This is a genomic window from Streptomyces sp. NPDC060002 (assembly GCF_042737245.1).
Classification (GTDB): Bacteria; Actinomycetota; Actinomycetes; order Streptomycetales; family Streptomycetaceae; genus Streptomyces.
In genome coordinates this window covers 1-16,266 of the sequence record NZ_JBHWUW010000038.1, presented here as the reverse complement: position 1 = coordinate 16,266, position 16,266 = coordinate 1, and the positions used below count along the sequence as shown (strand labels likewise).

Sequence of the window (16,266 nt, the reverse complement as noted above, 5' to 3'; positions counted from 1 at the left end):
GCGGGGTGATGACGCCGGCCCGGACGCGGGTCCCGGACGGGGGCGCACACTGGATCGAGGACGAGTTCGATCAGGACGCGGGCTGGATCACGACCCACGCGGGTGCACGGTTCGGCTCGCCCAGGCACACAAGGGGGCGGGGAGTCATGGCGGAGCCGGAGTTCACGGCCACGGGCGTGCGCATCGGCAAGCGGCTGCGTTCGCTCACCCGAGCCGGCCAGGTCCGGATCAGCGACGGCAGGCTGGAACTGCTGACCAGCTACGGCAGCGAGATCGACAGCGCGCCCGTGCAGGCGGTCCGTGCCTCCAGGCCGTGGTTCGCGCCGGAGGACCGCGCGCTGGCCGACCTCAACGGCAAGCGGTATCAGCTGACCCTCGGCGACCACGACCCGGCGCCGGGCGAACCGGGGCCGCCCGCGGCGCGCCGCTTCATCGAGGCCGTGCGCAGGGCGGCGGGGCGCGGCGGCTGAGCCTGCGCCGATGAGCCGGACGGGTGGCCGGGCCGACGCGAGTTGCGGCATTGCGGCCCCTGCGCCACTCTGGTCTCACGTCACTCTGGGTTTACCGGCGATAACGCTGCGAACCAGCCCGCCGGCCACGACAGCAGGCGGCCGCCTTGCGCAGACGCTCTGCTCGATCCGAATCCCGTGTTCTTCCGGACCTAAGTCGGGGAGTCGCAGCCGTGATCACCAACCCGAACAGGCACTGCACGGTCGAGCTTCAGGCCCTGCCGTCGCGGATCGGTCAGGTCCGCAGAATCGTATCGGCGCAGTTGCGCTACTGGCATATGGATCCGCTCATAGACCGCGCCGCACTCGGTGTGACGGAGCTGTTGACCAACGTCCACCTGCACGCGCAGCCCGACAAGCTGTGCGTCGTGGAGATGGAGCTGCTGCTCGACCGGCTCACCGTCTCCGTGCGCGACCACGACCCGCGCCTGCCGGTCGTGGGGGTGGTCGACGAACAGGCGCTCGCCACCTGTGGGCGCGGTCTGGCCATGGTGGCGGCGGTGAGCGAGAGCTGGGGCGCCCGGCCGGAAGGCGAGTCCGGCAAGGTCGTGTGGTTCACGCTGCCGGCCCCCGTGGCCACGCGCGAGCTGTCGGCGCGTCCGCCGCGTCGTACGCCCCGGGAGCAGGCCCCGCCGCGGTTCACGGAGGTCGTCTCGGTCGACGATCTGCGGCCCGCACATGCCCCCGCCCGGTCGGCCGTCGTCGGCTGACCGGGCGGTGACGCCACCCTCGGGGCGCACCTGTCCCTCGGGGCGTACGTCTCCTTGGGCCACGGCGCATCGCACCTGGGGTGTACGCCGTCCGGACGTACGTCACTCCGTGGCGATGGCCCGCAGCACGTCCAGGCGTGCCGCGCGCCGGGCCGGGCGCAGCCCGGCGAGGGCTCCGGCGGCGACGCCCACCAGGGCCACCACGGCGAGTCGCGCGGGCGACAGCGCGAAGGCGAAGGCGCTGTCGCTCGCCCCGTCGGAGGCCCGGACCAGCACCCAGCCGAGGAAGGCGCCGAGGGCCAGGCCGCCCGCCGTGCCGAACGCTGCTACCAGGACCGACTCCCAGCGGACCATGGCCCGCAGCTGGGACCGGGTCTGGCCGACCGCCCGGAGCAGGCCGAGTTCGCGGGTGCGCTCGTGGATCGCCAGGGTCAGCGTGTTGGCGATGCCCAGCAGGGCGATGAGGACCGCGAGGGCGAGCAGGGCGTAGACCAGGGTGAGCATCATGTCGATGCCGCCGGCCGAGGACTGCGCGTACTCGTCGCGGGTCTGCACCTCGGGGTTGCCGTAGAGCGCCGCGACCTTCTCCACGGCGGCCTTGCCCTCGGTTGTGCTCACGCCGTCCGCGAAGGAGACCGCGAGCAGCGTGTCGGCGTCCTGGGTGCGGTGCGGGGCCCAGGCCGCGCGGGTGATGACGTAGTCGCCGGCCAGTTCGGAACGGCCGTAGAGCGCGCGTACGGTGAACGTCTTCTCGTCGCCGTCGGCGAAGGCGAGCCGGGCGGTGTCACCGGTGGTCAGGTGCCGGCGGTCCGCCTCCTGCCGGGTGATCGCGATGCCGTCGGGCCCGAGGGCGCCCAGGTCGCCCCGGACGGTGCCGAGGTCGAAGGTACGGCGCAGTGCGACCGGGTCGGTGACGGTCAACGCCCGCCCCTTCCCGTCGACTTCCGCGACTCCGCGGCCGAGTCCGACGGCCGTGTCCACCTCGGCGAGCCTGCCGAGGGCCGGGGCGAGGTTCGGGCTGAGTCCGCTGCCGCCCGCGCCGAAGGAGGGGGTGCTGACGGCCACGTCGCCCGCGAAGGAGCGGGAGACGGTCTGGTCCATGGTCGCCTTGAGGGAGGCCCCGAACACGGTGAAGAGGGAGACCACGGCGACGCCGGTCATCAGGGCGCCGGCGGTGGCCGCCGTCCGCTTCGGACTGCGCAGGGCGTTGCGGCGGGCGAGGCCACCGGTGACGCCCCGCAGCCCGTGCAGCGGGCTGCCGAGAACGCGTACGGCCGTGCCGGCGGCGACCGGGCCGAGAACGACGAAGGCGATCAGGGCCAGGACGGCTCCGCCTCCGGACAGCCACACGGACGGAGCGACCAGGACTCCGGTGAGGGCCGCCGCGACGGCGAGGACGAGCAGGCCCGTGCCGGCGACGGCGCGCGGGCGGGAGGCGTCGGCGGAGTCCACGGCCGTCTCGCGCAGCGCTGCCAGCGGGGCGGTGCGGCCGGCGCGCACGGCGGGCAGCAGCGCCGACCCCAGACAGACCAGGACGCCGACCACGAGGGGGAGGGCCAGCGACACGGCGCTGATCACCAGGTCGCCCTCGGGGAAGGGGAATCCGATGGCGGGGAACAGCGCCTGGAGACCGGCGGCGATACCGATGCCGCCCGCGAGTCCGGCGGCCGAGGCGGTGACGGCGACCGCGGCGGCCTCGACGAGCGTGGCCTCGGTGACCTGCCGGCGGGAGGCGCCCAGGGCGCGCAGCAGTGCGTTCTCACGGGCGCGTTGGGCCACGACGATCGCGAAGGTGTTGTGGATGGAGAAGGTCGCGACCAGCAGGGCCACACCGGAGAACACCAGGAGGAACGTCGTGAAGATCGTCAGGAACTGGCTTGCGATCATGTCGGTGTTCTCCTGCGCCGACGCCTGACCGGTGATGGCCTCGACGCCCCTGGGCAGCACGGGAGTCAGCCGGTCGACGAGCTCCGACTGGCTCACTCCCGGGTCGGCGCGCACGACGATGCCCGTCGCCCGGCCGGGCGTGGCGGTGAGGTGTTTCTCGGCGTCGGCGCGGGTCATGCCGGTGAAGGTCACCTGGGCCATGCCGTCCTCGCCGCCGAAGGTCGCGAGTCCGACGATCGTCACGCGCACGGGGTCGGGGGTGCGCAGCGTGGTGGTGTCGCCGATCTCCAGGCCGCCTTTCCCGGCGGTGGCCCGGTTGACGACGACCTCGCCGGACCGGGCCGGTGCGCGGCCCTGCGCGAGCCGGTAGGGGTTGAGCTTCGCGTCGGTGATCCAGTTGCCGGCGAGGGTGGGCGGGCCCTGGCCGCCGATCGGTTTGCCGTCGCTCCCGACGAGTTGCCCCGCGCCCTGGATGTCGGGGGCGACGGCCGCGACGCCGGGGACGGCCGCGACGGTGTCGACGAGGTCCGTGGGGACGGGCTGTCGCACGCCCTGGCTCTCGCCGGGGGTGGTGATGGCGTCGGCGCCGCGCACGACGGCGTCGGTGCCCGCGGTCGCGTTGCCGAACATCGAGTCGAAGCCGGCCCGCAGGGTGTCCCCCATGACCAGCGTTCCGGCCAGGAAGGCCACGCCGAGGAAGACGGCGAGAAAGGTCCCGGCGAAGCGGCGCCGGTGGGCGCGCAGCGACGAGAGGCTGAGCCGCAGGGACGCGTTCACGACGGCACCTCGAAGGCCTTCATGCGGTCCAGGACGCGATCGGCGGTCGGGGACTCCATCCGGTCCACGAGCCGTCCGTCGGCGAGGAAGACGGCCTCGTCGGCGTGGGCGGCGGCGACCGGATCGTGGGTGACCATGACGACCGTGCGGCCGGTCCGGCGTACGGTGCGGGCGAGGAGCCCGAGCACCTCTCCCCCGGTGCGGGAGTCGAGGTTGCCGGTGGGCTCGTCGGCGAAGACGACGTCCGGCCGGCCGGCGAACGCCCGTGCCACGGCGACGCGTTGCTGCTGGCCGCCGGAGAGCTCGGAGGGCCGGTGGTGGAGCCGGTCGCGCAGCCCGACGACGTCCACGAGGGAATCGATCCACTCCGACTCGCCCCGCTCGCCCGCCAGGTCCAGCGGCAGCCGGATGTTCTCCTCGACGGTCAGGGTCGGCACCAGGTTGAACGCCTGGAAGACGAAACCGACCCGGTCGCGGCGCAGGAGGGTGAGGTGACGGTCGTCGAGGGTGCGCAGTTCGGTGTCGCCTATGTACGCGGTGCCCGAGGTGAGGGTGTCCAGCCCGGCGGCGCAGTGCATCAGCGTGGATTTTCCCGAGCCCGACGGGCCCATGACCGCGGTGAACCGTCCGGCCGGAAAGGCCACGTTCACCCCGTCCAGGGCTCGTACGGCGGTGTCGCCGACGCCGTACACCTTCACGGCGTCGACGACCCGCGCGGCGTCGCGGGGGGCCGTGGTGGCGGTCGCGGTGCTCATGCCGCACCGCCCTTGCCCGTGCGGCCGAACTGCTCGTCCAGGACGGACAGCCGGCGCCAGTACTCGTCCTCGTCGATCTCACCGGAGGCGAAGCGACGGCCGAGGACGGCCAGGGGCGAGTCGCCGGTGGGCCGGGGGTCGCCGACCGGGCTCCACGGACCGCGGCGGCCCCGCCATCCCGTGCGGCGCAGGAGCGTGACGACGCCTACGACGACGGCCGCCCAGATCAGCGGGAAGAACAGGATCCACGGGCCGGGTCCGCCGCCGTCCCAGTTTGCCGAAGTGTTCATCTCGGGTCATCTCCTCAGTGGGTCTGCGTGATGCCTCGAGAGTCCCGCCGGGCGGGGGTCCGGGTCGTCGTACGGCCAGCGGCAGTGTGCGTACCCCTCCGGGAGTACGCGCGCGTGTCCCGGCTGCTCCTCGAGGGTGCCCGCCGAGCACTCGACTTCTGTAACTACTGGTATGTACAGTCGGTTCGTGAGCACTTCGGAGCGACTGATCGAGTCCACCCGGGAGCTGCTCTGGGAGCGCGGTTACGTGGGGACCAGCCCCAAGGCGATCCTGGAGCGCGCGGGCGCCGGGCAGGGCAGCATGTACCACCACTTCAAGGGCAAGCCCGACCTCGCCCTGGCGGCGATCCGGCGCACGGCCGACGAGATGCGGGCCACCGCCGAGGGAGTACTCGACGGGCCGGGCACGCCTTACGAGCGCATCGCGGCGTACCTCACGCGCGAGCGGGACGTGCTGCGCGGCTGCCCCATCGGGCGGCTGACGATGGATCCGGAGGTGATCGCGAGCGACGAGCTGCGCGCACCCGTGGACGACACGATCGACCGGATCCGTGAACGGATCGCGCACCTCGTCGAAGAAGGCAAGGAACAGGGGCAGTTCGGGCCCGAGCTGGACGGCGAGGCGATCGCCGCCACCGTCCTCGCGACCGTCCAGGGCGGTTACGTCCTGGCCCGCGCGTCCGGTTCACCGACCGCCTTCGACGCGGGTGTCCGCGGGCTGCTCTCGCTGCTCGTACCTCGTCCGGCCGGCTAGGAGGCCCCATGCACGCCATGCAGTACGAACTCACGCTGCCCGCCGACTACGACATGGGCGTCATCCACGCGCGTGTGTCCCGTGTCGGGCATCTGCTCGACGACTGGGAGGGCCTCGGCCTCAAGGCCTACCTGCTGCGCGAGCGCGGGGTGCACGGCTCGCCGGTCAACCAGTACGCGCCGTTCTACCTCTGGAACACCGTGGAGGGCATGAACACCTTCCTCTGGGGAGGCGGCTTCCAGGGGCTGAGCGACGACTTCGGGCGTCCGACGGTCCGTCAGTGGACCGGTCTGGCGTACGAGGAGGGCGTCGCCGCCGGTTGCCCCGCCCTGTTCGCCGTACGGCGGCGCGAGCCGGTCCCGGACGGGGTGGTGCTGTCCGAGATGGCGCGGGACGTGGCGGACGAGGTGGGGCGGCTGGCGCGGGAGGAGGGCGCGGTGCTCGCGGCGGCGGCGGTCGACACGAACCGCTGGGAGAGAGTGCACTTCTCGCTCTGGGCGCACGACACGCCGAAGGCCGACGGCGACCTGTTCCAGGTGCTGCACCTGTCGGCGCCGGGGCGGACCGCCCTGCCCGGGGGCCGGCAGTGGTGAGGGCCGTCCGGACCGTGCTCGGGGACCTGCCGGCCGAGTGGCTCGGCGTGTGCGACGCGCACGACCATCTGTTCTTCGGCAGCCCCCGGCTGCCCGGTCAGGAGCTGAACAGCCGCTCCGCGGCGGGTGCCGAGCTCGCCGCGTTCCGCGCGCAGGGCGGTGACGCCGTCGTGCAGTGGACGCCTTACGGTCTCGGGCGGCGCGCGGCGGATCTGCCGCCGCTGTCCCGGGACGCCGGGGTGCATGTGGTGGCCGCGACGGGGCTGCACCAGGACGTCCACTACGACGAGGCGACGCTCGACGGTCTGCGGCACCGGCTCGCCGAGGTGTTCGTGGCCGAACTGACCGAGGGCATCGGGACGTCGGGGGTCCGCGCCGGGCTCGTCAAGGTCGCGGGCGGGTTCCACGCCCTCGACGCGCACACCCGCTGGACCATGACCGCCGCGGCCGAGGCGCATCACGCGACGGACGCGCCGATCGCCGTCCGCCTGGAACTGGGTACCGGCGCGCTCGACGTGCTCGACCTGCTGTGCGGGAAGTTGGCCGTGCCCCCGCACCGGGTGATCCTCGGGCATCTCAACCGCGCGCCCGACGGGGTGGCACACCGGCAGGCCGCCGAGGCGGGCTGCCGGCTCGCCTTCGACGGCCCCTCACGCGCCCACCACGCCACCGACTGGCGGATGCCGGACGCCGTACGGGCCCTGGCCGACGCCGGTTTCGGCGACCGGCTGCTGCTCGGCGGCGACACCACGACGGCCTCGGCCCGTTCCGTCGACGGCGGTCCCGGGATGCCGTATCTGCTGCGCCGGGTCCGGCCACGGCTGGCGCTCTCCGTGGGTGAGGAGCTCGTGGCGCGGATCCTGGCGGAGAACCCGGGGCGGGCCTTCGGCGTCGAGTGGCGCTGAACGCCGGGCCCGGCCGCGGGACGCTCAGGTGGACGCCTGGTCGCTGTCCTTCAGGGCGCCCCAGCCGTGCCAACGGTCGATCTCGATCCAGGCGCTGACGCGGGAGCGGACCCGGTCGGGGTACGGCTTGCCCGTGTAGTGGGTGGAGATGCGGTCGATGTCGGCCAGGCCCTCGTCCTCGTGCAGCTCGGCCACCCGCCCGATCAGGGTGACGTGCGTGTACCAGTCGTCGGTGTCGAGGACGGTGAGGGTCAGCCGAGGGTCGCGGCGCAGGTGCGCGAGGCGGACCCGGCCCTCGTCCAGGCTGATCAGGACGCGCCCGTCCTCCCAGACGTACCACGTGGGGGTGGAGACGGGGGATCCGTCGGAACGCAGGGTCGCCATCACACAGGGGTTGGGGCGGCCCAGCAGCTTGACGGCCTCGGGCGGAAGCGGGGGCTCGGACACGGGATCTCCTCGCGGTTCAGGCGTTCTCGTCGAAGCTCAGGCGTTCTCGTCGAAGCTGGCGAAGTAGGCGGCGGCCATGTCCTCGTCACCATGCCCCTGAGCGGCGGCCCGCTCCAGACGCTCGGCACTCGCCTCCGCCACGTCCAGCCGGATGCCGTTCTCACGGCCGGCCTCGACGATCAGACGCGCGTCCTTCGCGGCCGTCGTCACCGCGAACTGCGCGGGTGAGAGCCGGTCCTCGAGGATCAGGCCGGTCTTCGCCCTCAGGTACCCCATGTCGAGCGGGCCACCCGCGATCAGCTCGAAGAACGCGTTCGGGTCGACCTCCAGGGACTGCGACAGGGCGAGGACCTCGCCGGCCGCGGCGGTGGCCGCGATGACCCAGCTGTTGGCCACCAGCTTCAGGCGCGTCGCGCTGCCCTCGCCGCCGTCCTCACCCGTCCACACCGTCCGCGCGCCCACCGCGTCGAAGACCGGCGCCACCGCGGCGCGGTGCTCGCTCGGGCCCGCCGCCAGCACGGTCAGCTGACCGGCCTCGGCGGGTTGCCGGGTGCCCAGGACGGGCGCGTCGAAGAAGACGAGGTCGTGTGCGAGCGCAAAGGCTGCCAGGTCGCCGATGGCCCCGGTCCCGGCGGTCGTCGACTGCACCCACGCCGCTCCGGCGCGCAGGCCGGGAGCGGCCTCGCGCATGACGTCCAGGGCGGCGGGGCCGTCGTAGAGCATGGTGAGGACGACGTCCGCGCCCTCGACCGCCTCGGCGGGGGTGTCGACGACGTGGACGCCGTCGGCGGTGAGCGGCTCGGCCTTGGCGCGGGTGCGGTTCCAGGCGCGCACGGTGTGGCCTGCCCGGGCCAGGTTGCGGGCCATCGCGGCGCCCATGATGCCGGTGCCGAGGACGCCCACGGTCAGTTCGTCTGTCATGGCCTCAACCTACTTCGACGCCGCGCCGACCAGGCCGTCCAGCCACGCCTGGTGGCCGTTGAGCATCGGGTTCGGCCGCTCGCCCGCAAGGGCGGCCGCGGGCTGCCCGATCTGGGTCTCCTGGGTCAGGATGCGGACCCGGCCGCCGGGCAGGTCCTCCACCAGCCAGGCGTGCAGCACGTCGAGCCGCTCCTCGGGCGTGCCGTCCTGCCCGGCCGTCCAGGACAGGCGGCCGGGGACGCCGTCGGCGGGGGCCCGGAACTCGACGACCAGCGCGTCCAGGGGCGGGAAGCCGAAGGTGCCGAAGCCGAAGGCGAGGCCGTCCTTCAGCTCGGGACCGCCGCCCCGCGGGAAGGAGATGTCGGCGACGTTGTCGTAGTAGCCCTCCCACTCGGAGGTGTCGACCAGGAAGTGCCAGACCTTCGCGGCCGTGAGGCCCTGCACGATCACCTCGTTGGAGACGAAGTTGTCGCCGGTGCCGGGGAGGTACTTCTCGGGCCAGGTGATCGCGTTCTGCGTGGTCATGGGTGGGTCCTTCCGGAGAGTGCGGGTGCCGCCGCTCGGCGACCTCTTCGACGGTAGGACCGCCTCTCATCGGGAAACCAATAGAGAGGTCGATGGCCGCCATCGGGATGCCGATGTGTACGGCGGCTACGCTGGTCGGTATGGAGAACCGGACGCTCGACCTCGGCGAGTTCGTCGGCGGGGGCGGCGGGGCCGCCGCCGGCAGGCGGCTGCCGACGCACGCCGACCTGAACCTGCTGCGCACTTTTCTGGCCGTGTACCGCTCCGGCTCGTTCACGGCGGCGGCCCCGCAGCTGGGGCTCTCGCAGCCCACCGTGACCGCCCAGATCCGCACCCTGGAGCAGCAGACCGGGCGTGAACTCTTCACCCGGCTGCCCAGGGGGGTGGAACCCACACCGCCGGCACACGAGCTCGCCGGGCAGGTCGCCGCGCCGCTGGACGCGCTGGCCGCGCTCGACGGCGGCGGTCCGCAGTCCGGGCGGATCACACCGGTGCATCTGGCGGGGCCGTCGGAGCTGCTGTGCGTGCGGGTGCTGCCCGCGCTGGCCCCGCTGGTCGCCGACGGGCTTCGGCTGCGGGTCACGCAGGGGCTGACCGAACCGCTGCTGGAGGAGCTGCGGGCCGGCCGGCACGATCTGGTGATCGCCACCCGGCGGCCGCGCGGTCGTGCGCTGGAGTCGGTGCCGCTGGCCGACGAGGAGTACGTCCTGGTCGCCGCCCCCACCTGGGCCCGGCGCGTCGAGGAGTACCCCGGGGACGGCGGTCTGTGCGCCGCGCTACGGGACGTGCCGCTGGTGACGTACGCCGAGGACCTGCCCATCGCCCGCCGCTACTGGCGCAACGTCTTCGGCAAGCAGCTCACCGCCCGCGCCGCGGTCACGGTACCCAATCTGTACGCGGTCCTGTCGGCGGTCAACGCGGGCGCCGGCTACAGCGTGCTGCCGCACTCCCTGTGCCAGGAGTACCTGGACGCGGGCCGCCTGGCCCGGCTCCACGCCCCCGAGGAACCCCCGCTCAACACGCTCTTCCTCGTCCAGCGTCCCGGCAGCGAGTCCGACCCCGATGTGCGCCGGGTCCGCGACCGGCTGCGGGCGGCGGCACAGAGCTGGTAGCAACCGGCTCACGGGCCTTGTCCGTTGTACCCGCGGCGGCCAGGATGTGAGTCTCCTCCAGGGGGTGACCATCCGGATCCGGTACGCGGCGGAACAGGCACTCACCCTGCTGGACCGACCTGGACCGTGGGTCACACGGGGCCCAGCGCCCGCAGCGGATCGTCCAGCACCGGCTGCCAGGCCAACTCGGCCGCGCCGACCAGGCTGTTGTGATCGAGGGAGCAGGCGAGGATGGGGACGCCACCGCTGCGGCCCCACAGACTCCGGTCGGCGACGACGGCGCGAAGCCGGTCGGGGTCGGCGTCGAGAAGGGTGCGGTGCAGACCGCCGAGGATGATGCGGTCGGGGTTGAGGATGTTCACCAGGCCCGCCAGACCCAGACCGAGCCGGTCGATCAGGGCTTCGGCGGCCATACGGACCACCGGATCGCCGTACTCCTCGGCGATCAGCTCGTTGGCCTGCTGGAGCAGGGAGCCCTCGGGGCCGGGTTCACGGCCCGCGGTGGTGAGGAGGGCGAGCGGATCGGCCTCGACGTCGAGGCAGCCCCGGCTGCCGCAGTAGCAGGGGCGTCCCTCGGGGTTGACGGTGAGATGGCCGACCTCCAGGGCGAGGCCCGAACTGCCCGTGTGGAGACGGCCGTCCAGCACGAGCGCGCCGCCGACGCCCCGGTGGCCGGTGGCCACGCACAGCAGGTCGCGGGCGCCGCGTCCGGCGCCGTGGCGGTGTTCCGCGAGGGCGGCCAGATTGACGTCGTTGCCCACGAACCCGGGGCCGGTGAGCCCGGCCGCGCGGATCCGTTCGGCGAAGATCTCCCGCACGGGCGCGCCCGCCGGCCACGCCAGGTGCAGCGGGTTCAGCGCCAGCCCCTCGGGTTCGGTGACCGCGGACGGTACGGCGAGTCCGGCGCCCACACAGGGCCGGCCCGTCCGGCGCAGCAGGTCGGCGCCGGCGTCGACCGCGGCGCCGAGCACCTTGGCGGGGTCGGCGTCGACGGTCTCGCAGCTGGGTGTGGTGGCGACGATCCGCCCGCCGAGACCGACCAGTGCGGCCCGGAACCCGTCGGCGTGGACCTGCGCGGCGAGGGCGACCGGGCCTTCCTCCGCGACCTCGAGCCGGTGCGAGGGGCGGCCCTGCGAACCGGCGGCGGCGCCCGGCCGCGCGTCGACCCTGATCAGGCCCAGCGCCTCCAGCTCCGCGGCGACCGCGCCGGCCGTCGCGCGGGTGACGCCGAGTTCGGCGGTGAGTACCGCACGGGTGGGCGCCCGCCCGGTGTGCACGAGCTCCAACGCGGGCCCGAGCGCACCGCGCCCCCGGTCCAACCGCGCTCTCGAGGTGGTCCCATCCCCCGCCGGCCGGGGGTCCGCCTTGCCGCTCATGAGGGCGAGTCTCCCATGATCCGTTCCTCAGGTGGCGTCCGGGAAGCCGCTCACCCGCAGCGTGATGTTCAGCCGTCCCGTCAGGCCGAGGCCGGCCGGCGCGGTGCCCGGCAGGATCCGCGGCACCCCGTGGTACGCGAGCCGCGACGGCCCCCCGAACACGAACAGGTCGCCGCTGCGCAGCTCGACGTCGGTGTAGGGCCGGGTCCGGGTCCGCGGGTTGCCGAAGCGGAAGACACAGGTGTCGCCGAGGCTGAGGGAGACCACGGGCGCCTCGGACCTCTCGTCGGCGTCACGGTGCATGCCCATGCGGGCGTCGCCGTCGTAGAAGTTGATCAGTGCGATGTCGTACGCGGCTCCCCGGGCCTCGTCCTGTCCCAGCGCGTCGGCCACCGCGCGCCGGCCCAGCTCGCCCAGCCAGGCGGGGAAGGGCTTGACGGGCGCGCCGTCACCGTCGCTGACCGTGCGGGCATAGGCGTACGGGTACCAGTGCCAGCCCAGGCAGACCTGGCGGGCGGTCATCGTGCCGCCGCCGGGCGTACGGACCGTACGCAGGCCGGCGGGCGGACGGGCCCAGTCCCGGCAGGCCCGGAGCAGCTCACGCTGGTGTGCCGGGTCCGCCCAGTCGGGCAGGTGCACCGCGCCCGGCGCGACCTGCGCACGTTCCCGCGGAAACAGCTCGGAGTCCATGGGCCCATCCTCCGCCATGGGTCGACACCGGTCCTGAGCTGCTGCTCGGTTAGCCTTGAGGCACGATGAACGACCGTATGACGACGCCGTGGGGCGAGGTCGCGCTGGCCCGCCACCCCGAGGATCCGCGCGAGACGCTGCGCGCCTGGGACGCATCCGACGCGTACCTGCTCAGACACCTCGCGGAGCGGGACGTCCCGCTGACCGGCACGGTGGTGGTGCTGGGCGACCGCTGGGGCGCGCTGGTCACGGCGCTCGCCGCGCACCGCCCGACGCAGATCACCGACTCCTGGCTCGGGCAGGAGGCGACCCGGGCGAACCTGGCGCGGGCCGGTGTGGAGACCGGCGCCGTCCGGCTGCTCACCACCCAGGACCCGGTGCCGGAGCGGATCGACGTGCTCCTGGTCCGGGTGCCCAAGAGCCTGGCGCTGCTGGAGGACCAGCTGCTGCGGCTGGCGCCCGCCGTGCACGCGGGCACGGTCGTCGTCGGCGCCGGCATGGTGAAGGAGATCCACACCTCGACGCTGAGGCTGTTCGAGCGCATCCTGGGGCCGACCCGGACCTCGCTCGCCGAGCAGAAGGCCCGGCTCGTCTTCTGCACACCGGCTCCGTCGCTGCGACACCCCGCCAACCCGTGGCCGTACGCCTACGACCTTCCCGACGACGTCGGTGGCGCCCTCGCCGGCCGTCCGGTCGTCAACCACGCGGGCGTGTTCTGCGCCGAACGGCTCGACATCGGCACCCGGTTTCTTCTGAAGCACCTGCCGAGGACCAGCGGCGCCCGCCGGGTCGTCGACCTGGGCTGCGGCAACGGGATCGTCGGTACGGCGGTGGCGCTGGCCAACCCGGAGGCCGAGGTGCTGTTCACGGACGAGTCGTTCCAGGCGGTGGCGTCGGCGGAGGCCACGTACAAGGCGAACGGGGTGCCGGGGCACGCCGAGTTCCGGGTCGGGGACGGGCTGGCGGGGGTGGCGGACGGCAGTGTGGACGTCGTGCTGAACAACCCGCCGTTCCACTCCCACCAGGCGACGACGGACGCCACGGCCTGGCGGATGTTCACCGGGGCCCGGCGCGCGCTGCGGCCGGGCGGCGAGCTGTGGGTGGTGGGCAACCGGCACCTGGGCTACCACCTGAAGCTGAAGCGACTGTTCGGCAACAGTGAACTGGTCTCCGGTGACCGGAAGTTCGTGGTGCTGAGGTCGGTCAGGCGAGGGTGAGCCCCACACCGGTGACGATCCGCTGGACGGTGCGTGCCATGGCCTCCCGGCCCGCGCCCAGATAGGTGCGGGCGTCGACCGCGTCCGGATGCGTTCCCAGGTGTTCGCGGATCGCGCCGGTCATCGCCTGGTTGAGTGCGGTGCCGATGTTGACCTTGGCGATGCCGCCCGTGACGGCGGCCGTCAGCTCGCGGTCCGGGACTCCGGAGGAGCCGTGCAGGACGAGGGGCACGTCGAGGGCCGCGCGGAGCCGCGCGAGCAGGCCGTGGTCGAGGGCTGCGGTGCGGGTGGTCATCGCGTGGACGCTGCCGATGGCGACGGCCAGGGCGTCCACGCCGGAGTCTGCCACGAACGCGCGGGCCTCGTCCGGGTCGGTGCGGGCCCCCGGCGTATGCGCGCCCTTGCCGCCTATCTCCCCCAGCTCGGCCTCGATCCACAGCCCTTGGGCATGCGCCAGCTCGACGGCGGAACGGGTCGCGGCGAGGTTCTCCTCGTACGGCAGGCGGGAGGCGTCGTACATGACCGAACTGAAGCCCGCGTCGGCCGCCCGGCGCAGCAGCGGGTCGCTCCGGACGTGGTCGAGGTGCAACGCGACCGGTACGGCGGCCCGTTCGGCCGCGACGGCGGCGGCGCGCGCGAGCGGGAGCAGCTGCCCCTGGCGGTAGGCGACGGCGTTCTCGCTGACCTGGAGGACGACGGGCGCGCCGGCCCGCTCGGCGCCGGCGATGACCGCCTCGACGTGTTCCAGCGTGATGATGTTGAAGGCGGCGACGGCGGTACGGGCCGCGTGCGCCCGGGTGACCAGTTCGCCGGTGGTGGTGAGCGGCACGGCAACTCCTCTTCGCGAGTCGGGGCTCAGGGGGTGAGGATCACCGAGCGGGTGAGGTGGCGCGGGCGGTCCGGATCGAGGCCGCGGGCGGCGGCGACGGCCACGGCGAGGCGCTGGGCGCGGACCAGCTCGGCGAGCGGGTCCAGCTCGCCCGGCACCCACAGCGCGCCGGTGGAACCCACCTGCCGGGCCAGCCCGTCGGGTGCCTCACCGAACATCCAGGTCGCCGTGGAGCCGGTGGCGATGCTGATGGGGCCGTGCCGGTACTCCATCGCGGGATAGGCCTCGGTCCAGGACAGCGACGCCTCGCGCATCTTCAGCGCGGCCTCGCTCGCCAGTCCGACGGTCCAGCCGCGTCCGAGGAAGGTGAACTGCCCGCAGTCCACGAGGCCTCGGGGAAGCGGCTCGGCGAGCGCGGTGCGGGCGTCGGTGACCACGCTGTCGCCGTGCAGGCCCAGATGGGCGCGGAGCAGGGTGAGCGCGGTGGTCGCGAACCGGGTCTGCACGACGGAGCGTTCGTCGGCGTAGTCCAGGGCCACGACGTGGTCGGCCGACTCCGTGACCGGGGTGTTCGGGTCGGCGGTGATCGCGGTCGTGCGGGTGTGTCCGCGCAGCCGGCCGAGCAGGTCGAGGACCTCGCTGGTGGTGCCGGATCGGGTCAGGGCGACGACCCGGTCGTAGGAGCGGGCGTGGGGGAACTCCGAGGCGGCGAAGGCGTCGGTCTCGCCGTGTCCCGCGCCCTCGCGCAGCGCGGCCGCGGCCTGGGCCATGAAGTACGAGGTGCCGCAGCCGACGATCGCGACCCGCTCCCCGGACGTAGGCAACTCACCGGCGTATCGGGAGACTTCGGCCGCGGCGCGGGTCCAGCACGCGGGCTGGTCGGTCAGTTCGTCCTCGACGTGGGTCATGCCCCACCTCTTCCCGACGGTGACTGTTCATGAGTGTTCATGCAAGATAGAGCCATCATTCGAGCAACTTCAAGCATGCGAACGGAGAACGTCGATGTCGCGTGACGCCCGCTGGAAGGCGCTGCTGGAGCTCCTCGTCGAGCGTGGCCGGCTGGACGTCGAGGACGCGGCGGCCGAGCTCGCCGTGTCGGCGGCGACGATCCGCCGTGACTTCGACCAGCTCGCCGAGCAGCAGATGCTGCTGCGCACCCGGGGCGGGGCGGTGGTGCACGGGGTGTCGTACGAACTGCCGTTGCGGTACAAGACGGCCCGGCAGGCCTCCGAGAAGCAGCGGATCGCGAGGGCGGTGGCCGATCTGGTCGCGCCTGGCGAGACGGTCGGACTGACCGGCGGCACGACGACCACGGAGGTGGCGCGCGCGCTGGCCGTGCGGGGCGATCTGACGTCCGGCTCGCCCGCGCTGACCGTGGTCACGAACGCGCTGAACATCGCGGCGGAGCTGGCGGTGCGCCCCCAGTTCAAGATCGTGGTGACCGGCGGGGTGGCACGGGCGCAGTCGTACGAGCTGGTCGGGCCGCTCGCGGACGGGGTGCTGGGTCAGATCACCCTCGACGTGGCGGTGCTCGGTGTCGTGTCCTTCGATGTGACGCACGGCGCCGCCGCGCACGACGAGGCCGAGGCGGCGGTCGACCGGCTGCTGTGCGAGCGCGCCGAGCGGGTGGTGGTGGCGGCCGACTCCAGCAAGCTGGGGCGGCGGGCGTTCGCCCGGATCTGCGCGGCCGACGCGGTGGACACACTGGTCACGGACACGGCGGCCGACGCGGCGGCGGTGGAACGGTTCGAGGAGGCGGGCATCAAGGTCCTCCTCGCCTGAGCCCGCAAGCCACCCGCTACCTGAACCGGCCCCCGGTGTGGGCGAGTTCGATGTCGTGGTCGTCCACGTCACCGTCGCCGAGGCCGACCCCGGTCGCGCGGGGCGGGTAGCCGGTCGCGATGACCGTGTACCGGCCGACGTCCAGGTCGGAGAAGGCGTACGCCCCGTCGCTGCCGGTCGCCACGAC

At 73.5% G+C, this 16,266-nt stretch carries 18 protein-coding genes; 8 read left to right on the top strand and 10 right to left on the bottom strand.

The features are described 5' to 3' along the window. The first annotated feature begins 146 nt into the window (after positions 1–146). Entirely contained in the window at positions 147–470 is a 324-nt protein-coding gene (locus tag ACFWBD_RS28130; protein WP_385672436.1) for a hypothetical protein, read from the top strand. A gap of 212 nt (positions 471–682) precedes the next feature. Beyond that, positions 683–1,219, top strand: a complete 537-nt coding sequence (locus ACFWBD_RS28125; protein ID WP_385672433.1) for an ATP-binding protein — start codon at positions 683–685, stop codon at positions 1,217–1,219. A 102-nt stretch (positions 1,220–1,321) separates the two neighbouring features. On the opposite strand, the gene ACFWBD_RS28120 is transcribed toward ACFWBD_RS28125, so the two are convergent. Genes ACFWBD_RS28120 through ACFWBD_RS28110 form a run of 3 tightly spaced genes read right to left on the bottom strand, consistent with a single transcriptional unit; the run spans position 1,322 to position 4,928 of the window. Beyond that, a complete protein-coding gene (locus tag ACFWBD_RS28120) occupies positions 1,322–3,883 on the bottom strand; it encodes an ABC transporter permease (protein ID WP_385672430.1) in 2,562 nt (853 codons plus the stop codon). Continuing rightward, positions 3,880–4,638 (bottom strand): ABC transporter ATP-binding protein, encoded by a 759-nt coding sequence (locus ACFWBD_RS28115; protein WP_385672428.1) that lies wholly within the window; start codon positions 4,636–4,638, stop codon positions 3,880–3,882. Before ACFWBD_RS28115 ends, ACFWBD_RS28120 begins: the two co-directional genes overlap by 4 nt. Further along, positions 4,635–4,928 carry an SHOCT domain-containing protein gene (locus ACFWBD_RS28110; RefSeq protein ID WP_385672425.1) on the bottom strand — a complete coding sequence of 98 codons (294 nt, stop codon included), beginning with the start codon at positions 4,926–4,928 and terminating at the stop codon, positions 4,635–4,637. Before ACFWBD_RS28110 ends, ACFWBD_RS28115 begins: the two co-directional genes overlap by 4 nt. A gap of 172 nt (positions 4,929–5,100) precedes the next feature. Here ACFWBD_RS28110 and ACFWBD_RS28105 point away from each other — a divergent pair, with 172 nt between their 5' ends. From ACFWBD_RS28105 to ACFWBD_RS28095, 3 genes are read left to right on the top strand one after another with little or no spacing between them, the layout of a single operon-like run. Beyond that, entirely contained in the window at positions 5,101–5,682 is a 582-nt protein-coding gene (locus tag ACFWBD_RS28105; RefSeq protein ID WP_385672422.1) for a TetR/AcrR family transcriptional regulator, read from the top strand. An 8-nt stretch (positions 5,683–5,690) separates the two neighbouring features. Beyond that, positions 5,691–6,275 (top strand): DUF4865 family protein, encoded by a 585-nt coding sequence (locus ACFWBD_RS28100; RefSeq protein ID WP_385672419.1) that lies wholly within the window; start codon positions 5,691–5,693, stop codon positions 6,273–6,275. Beyond that, positions 6,272–7,180, top strand: a complete 909-nt coding sequence (locus tag ACFWBD_RS28095; RefSeq protein ID WP_385672602.1) for a phosphotriesterase — start codon at positions 6,272–6,274, stop codon at positions 7,178–7,180. Before ACFWBD_RS28100 ends, ACFWBD_RS28095 begins: the two co-directional genes overlap by 4 nt. A 24-nt stretch (positions 7,181–7,204) precedes the next feature. Here the strand turns inward: ACFWBD_RS28095 and ACFWBD_RS28090 are convergent, their stop codons facing one another. From ACFWBD_RS28090 to ACFWBD_RS28080, 3 genes are read right to left on the bottom strand one after another with little or no spacing between them, the layout of a single operon-like run. Further along, the gene (locus tag ACFWBD_RS28090) at positions 7,205–7,627 is read right to left on the bottom strand and encodes a PPOX class F420-dependent oxidoreductase (protein WP_385672416.1); all 423 of its coding nucleotides are present in this window, start codon (positions 7,625–7,627) and stop codon (positions 7,205–7,207) included. A gap of 36 nt (positions 7,628–7,663) precedes the next feature. After that, positions 7,664–8,548 (bottom strand): NAD(P)-dependent oxidoreductase, encoded by an 885-nt coding sequence (locus ACFWBD_RS28085; RefSeq protein WP_385672413.1) that lies wholly within the window; start codon positions 8,546–8,548, stop codon positions 7,664–7,666. A gap of 9 nt (positions 8,549–8,557) precedes the next feature. Further along, a complete protein-coding gene (locus ACFWBD_RS28080) occupies positions 8,558–9,073 on the bottom strand; it encodes an SRPBCC domain-containing protein (RefSeq protein WP_385672410.1) in 516 nt (171 codons plus the stop codon). A 140-nt stretch (positions 9,074–9,213) separates the two neighbouring features. Between ACFWBD_RS28080 and ACFWBD_RS28075 the strand changes: the two genes are divergently transcribed. Beyond that, positions 9,214–10,185: a LysR family transcriptional regulator gene (locus tag ACFWBD_RS28075; RefSeq protein WP_385672407.1), complete on the top strand. Its 972-nt coding sequence runs from the start codon at positions 9,214–9,216 to the stop codon at positions 10,183–10,185. 131 nt (positions 10,186–10,316) lie between these two features. Here ACFWBD_RS28075 and ACFWBD_RS28070 read toward each other — a convergent pair whose 3' ends face one another. Together ACFWBD_RS28070 and ACFWBD_RS28065 are read right to left on the bottom strand one after the other, a co-directional pair. Beyond that, positions 10,317–11,561, bottom strand: a complete 1,245-nt coding sequence (locus ACFWBD_RS28070) for an ROK family protein (RefSeq protein ID WP_385672404.1) — start codon at positions 11,559–11,561, stop codon at positions 10,317–10,319. Between the two features lie 27 nt (positions 11,562–11,588). Then, positions 11,589–12,251, bottom strand: coding sequence for an alpha-ketoglutarate-dependent dioxygenase AlkB family protein (locus ACFWBD_RS28065; protein WP_385672401.1), 663 nt, complete (start codon positions 12,249–12,251; stop codon positions 11,589–11,591). A gap of 77 nt (positions 12,252–12,328) precedes the next feature. Between ACFWBD_RS28065 and ACFWBD_RS28060 the strand changes: the two genes are divergently transcribed. Further along, the gene (locus tag ACFWBD_RS28060; RefSeq protein ID WP_385672599.1) at positions 12,329–13,468 is read left to right on the top strand and encodes a methyltransferase; all 1,140 of its coding nucleotides are present in this window, start codon (positions 12,329–12,331) and stop codon (positions 13,466–13,468) included. Here ACFWBD_RS28060 and ACFWBD_RS28055 read toward each other — a convergent pair. Together ACFWBD_RS28055 and ACFWBD_RS28050 are read right to left on the bottom strand one after the other, a co-directional pair. Then, the gene (locus ACFWBD_RS28055) at positions 13,455–14,297 is read right to left on the bottom strand and encodes a ketose-bisphosphate aldolase (protein ID WP_385672398.1); all 843 of its coding nucleotides are present in this window, start codon (positions 14,295–14,297) and stop codon (positions 13,455–13,457) included. The genes ACFWBD_RS28060 and ACFWBD_RS28055 overlap by 14 nt on opposite strands. Positions 14,298–14,323: 26 nt before the next feature. Continuing rightward, positions 14,324–15,205: an SIS domain-containing protein gene (locus tag ACFWBD_RS28050; protein ID WP_385672395.1), complete on the bottom strand. Its 882-nt coding sequence runs from the start codon at positions 15,203–15,205 to the stop codon at positions 14,324–14,326. Positions 15,206–15,299: 94 nt separating this feature from the next. On the opposite strand from ACFWBD_RS28050, the gene ACFWBD_RS28045 reads away from it, so the two are divergent. Further along, on the top strand, positions 15,300–16,079 hold the full coding sequence (locus ACFWBD_RS28045; RefSeq protein WP_385672392.1) for a DeoR/GlpR family DNA-binding transcription regulator: 780 nt from the start codon (positions 15,300–15,302) through the stop codon (positions 16,077–16,079). Positions 16,080–16,266 lie beyond the last annotated feature (187 nt).

Coding starts and splice junctions, on each gene's coding strand:
- ACFWBD_RS28050 (WP_385672395.1), bottom strand. CDS start 15,205: ATGACCCACGTCGAGGACGAACTGACCGACCAGCCCGCGTGCTGGACC.
- ACFWBD_RS28115 (WP_385672428.1), bottom strand. CDS start 4,638: ATGAGCACCGCGACCGCCACCACGGCCCCCCGCGACGCCGCGCGGGTC.
- ACFWBD_RS28105 (WP_385672422.1), top strand. CDS start 5,101: ATGTACAGTCGGTTCGTGAGCACTTCGGAGCGACTGATCGAGTCCACC.
- ACFWBD_RS28065 (WP_385672401.1), bottom strand. CDS start 12,251: ATGGACTCCGAGCTGTTTCCGCGGGAACGTGCGCAGGTCGCGCCGGGC.
- ACFWBD_RS28060 (WP_385672599.1), top strand. CDS start 12,329: ATGACGACGCCGTGGGGCGAGGTCGCGCTGGCCCGCCACCCCGAGGAT.
- ACFWBD_RS28110 (WP_385672425.1), bottom strand. CDS start 4,928: ATGAACACTTCGGCAAACTGGGACGGCGGCGGACCCGGCCCGTGGATC.
- ACFWBD_RS28080 (WP_385672410.1), bottom strand. CDS start 9,073: ATGACCACGCAGAACGCGATCACCTGGCCCGAGAAGTACCTCCCCGGC.
- ACFWBD_RS28130 (WP_385672436.1), top strand. CDS start 147: ATGGCGGAGCCGGAGTTCACGGCCACGGGCGTGCGCATCGGCAAGCGG.
- ACFWBD_RS28045 (WP_385672392.1), top strand. CDS start 15,300: ATGTCGCGTGACGCCCGCTGGAAGGCGCTGCTGGAGCTCCTCGTCGAG.
- ACFWBD_RS28100 (WP_385672419.1), top strand. CDS start 5,691: ATGCACGCCATGCAGTACGAACTCACGCTGCCCGCCGACTACGACATG.
- ACFWBD_RS28070 (WP_385672404.1), bottom strand. CDS start 11,561: ATGAGCGGCAAGGCGGACCCCCGGCCGGCGGGGGATGGGACCACCTCG.
- ACFWBD_RS28085 (WP_385672413.1), bottom strand. CDS start 8,548: ATGACAGACGAACTGACCGTGGGCGTCCTCGGCACCGGCATCATGGGC.
- ACFWBD_RS28075 (WP_385672407.1), top strand. CDS start 9,214: ATGGAGAACCGGACGCTCGACCTCGGCGAGTTCGTCGGCGGGGGCGGC.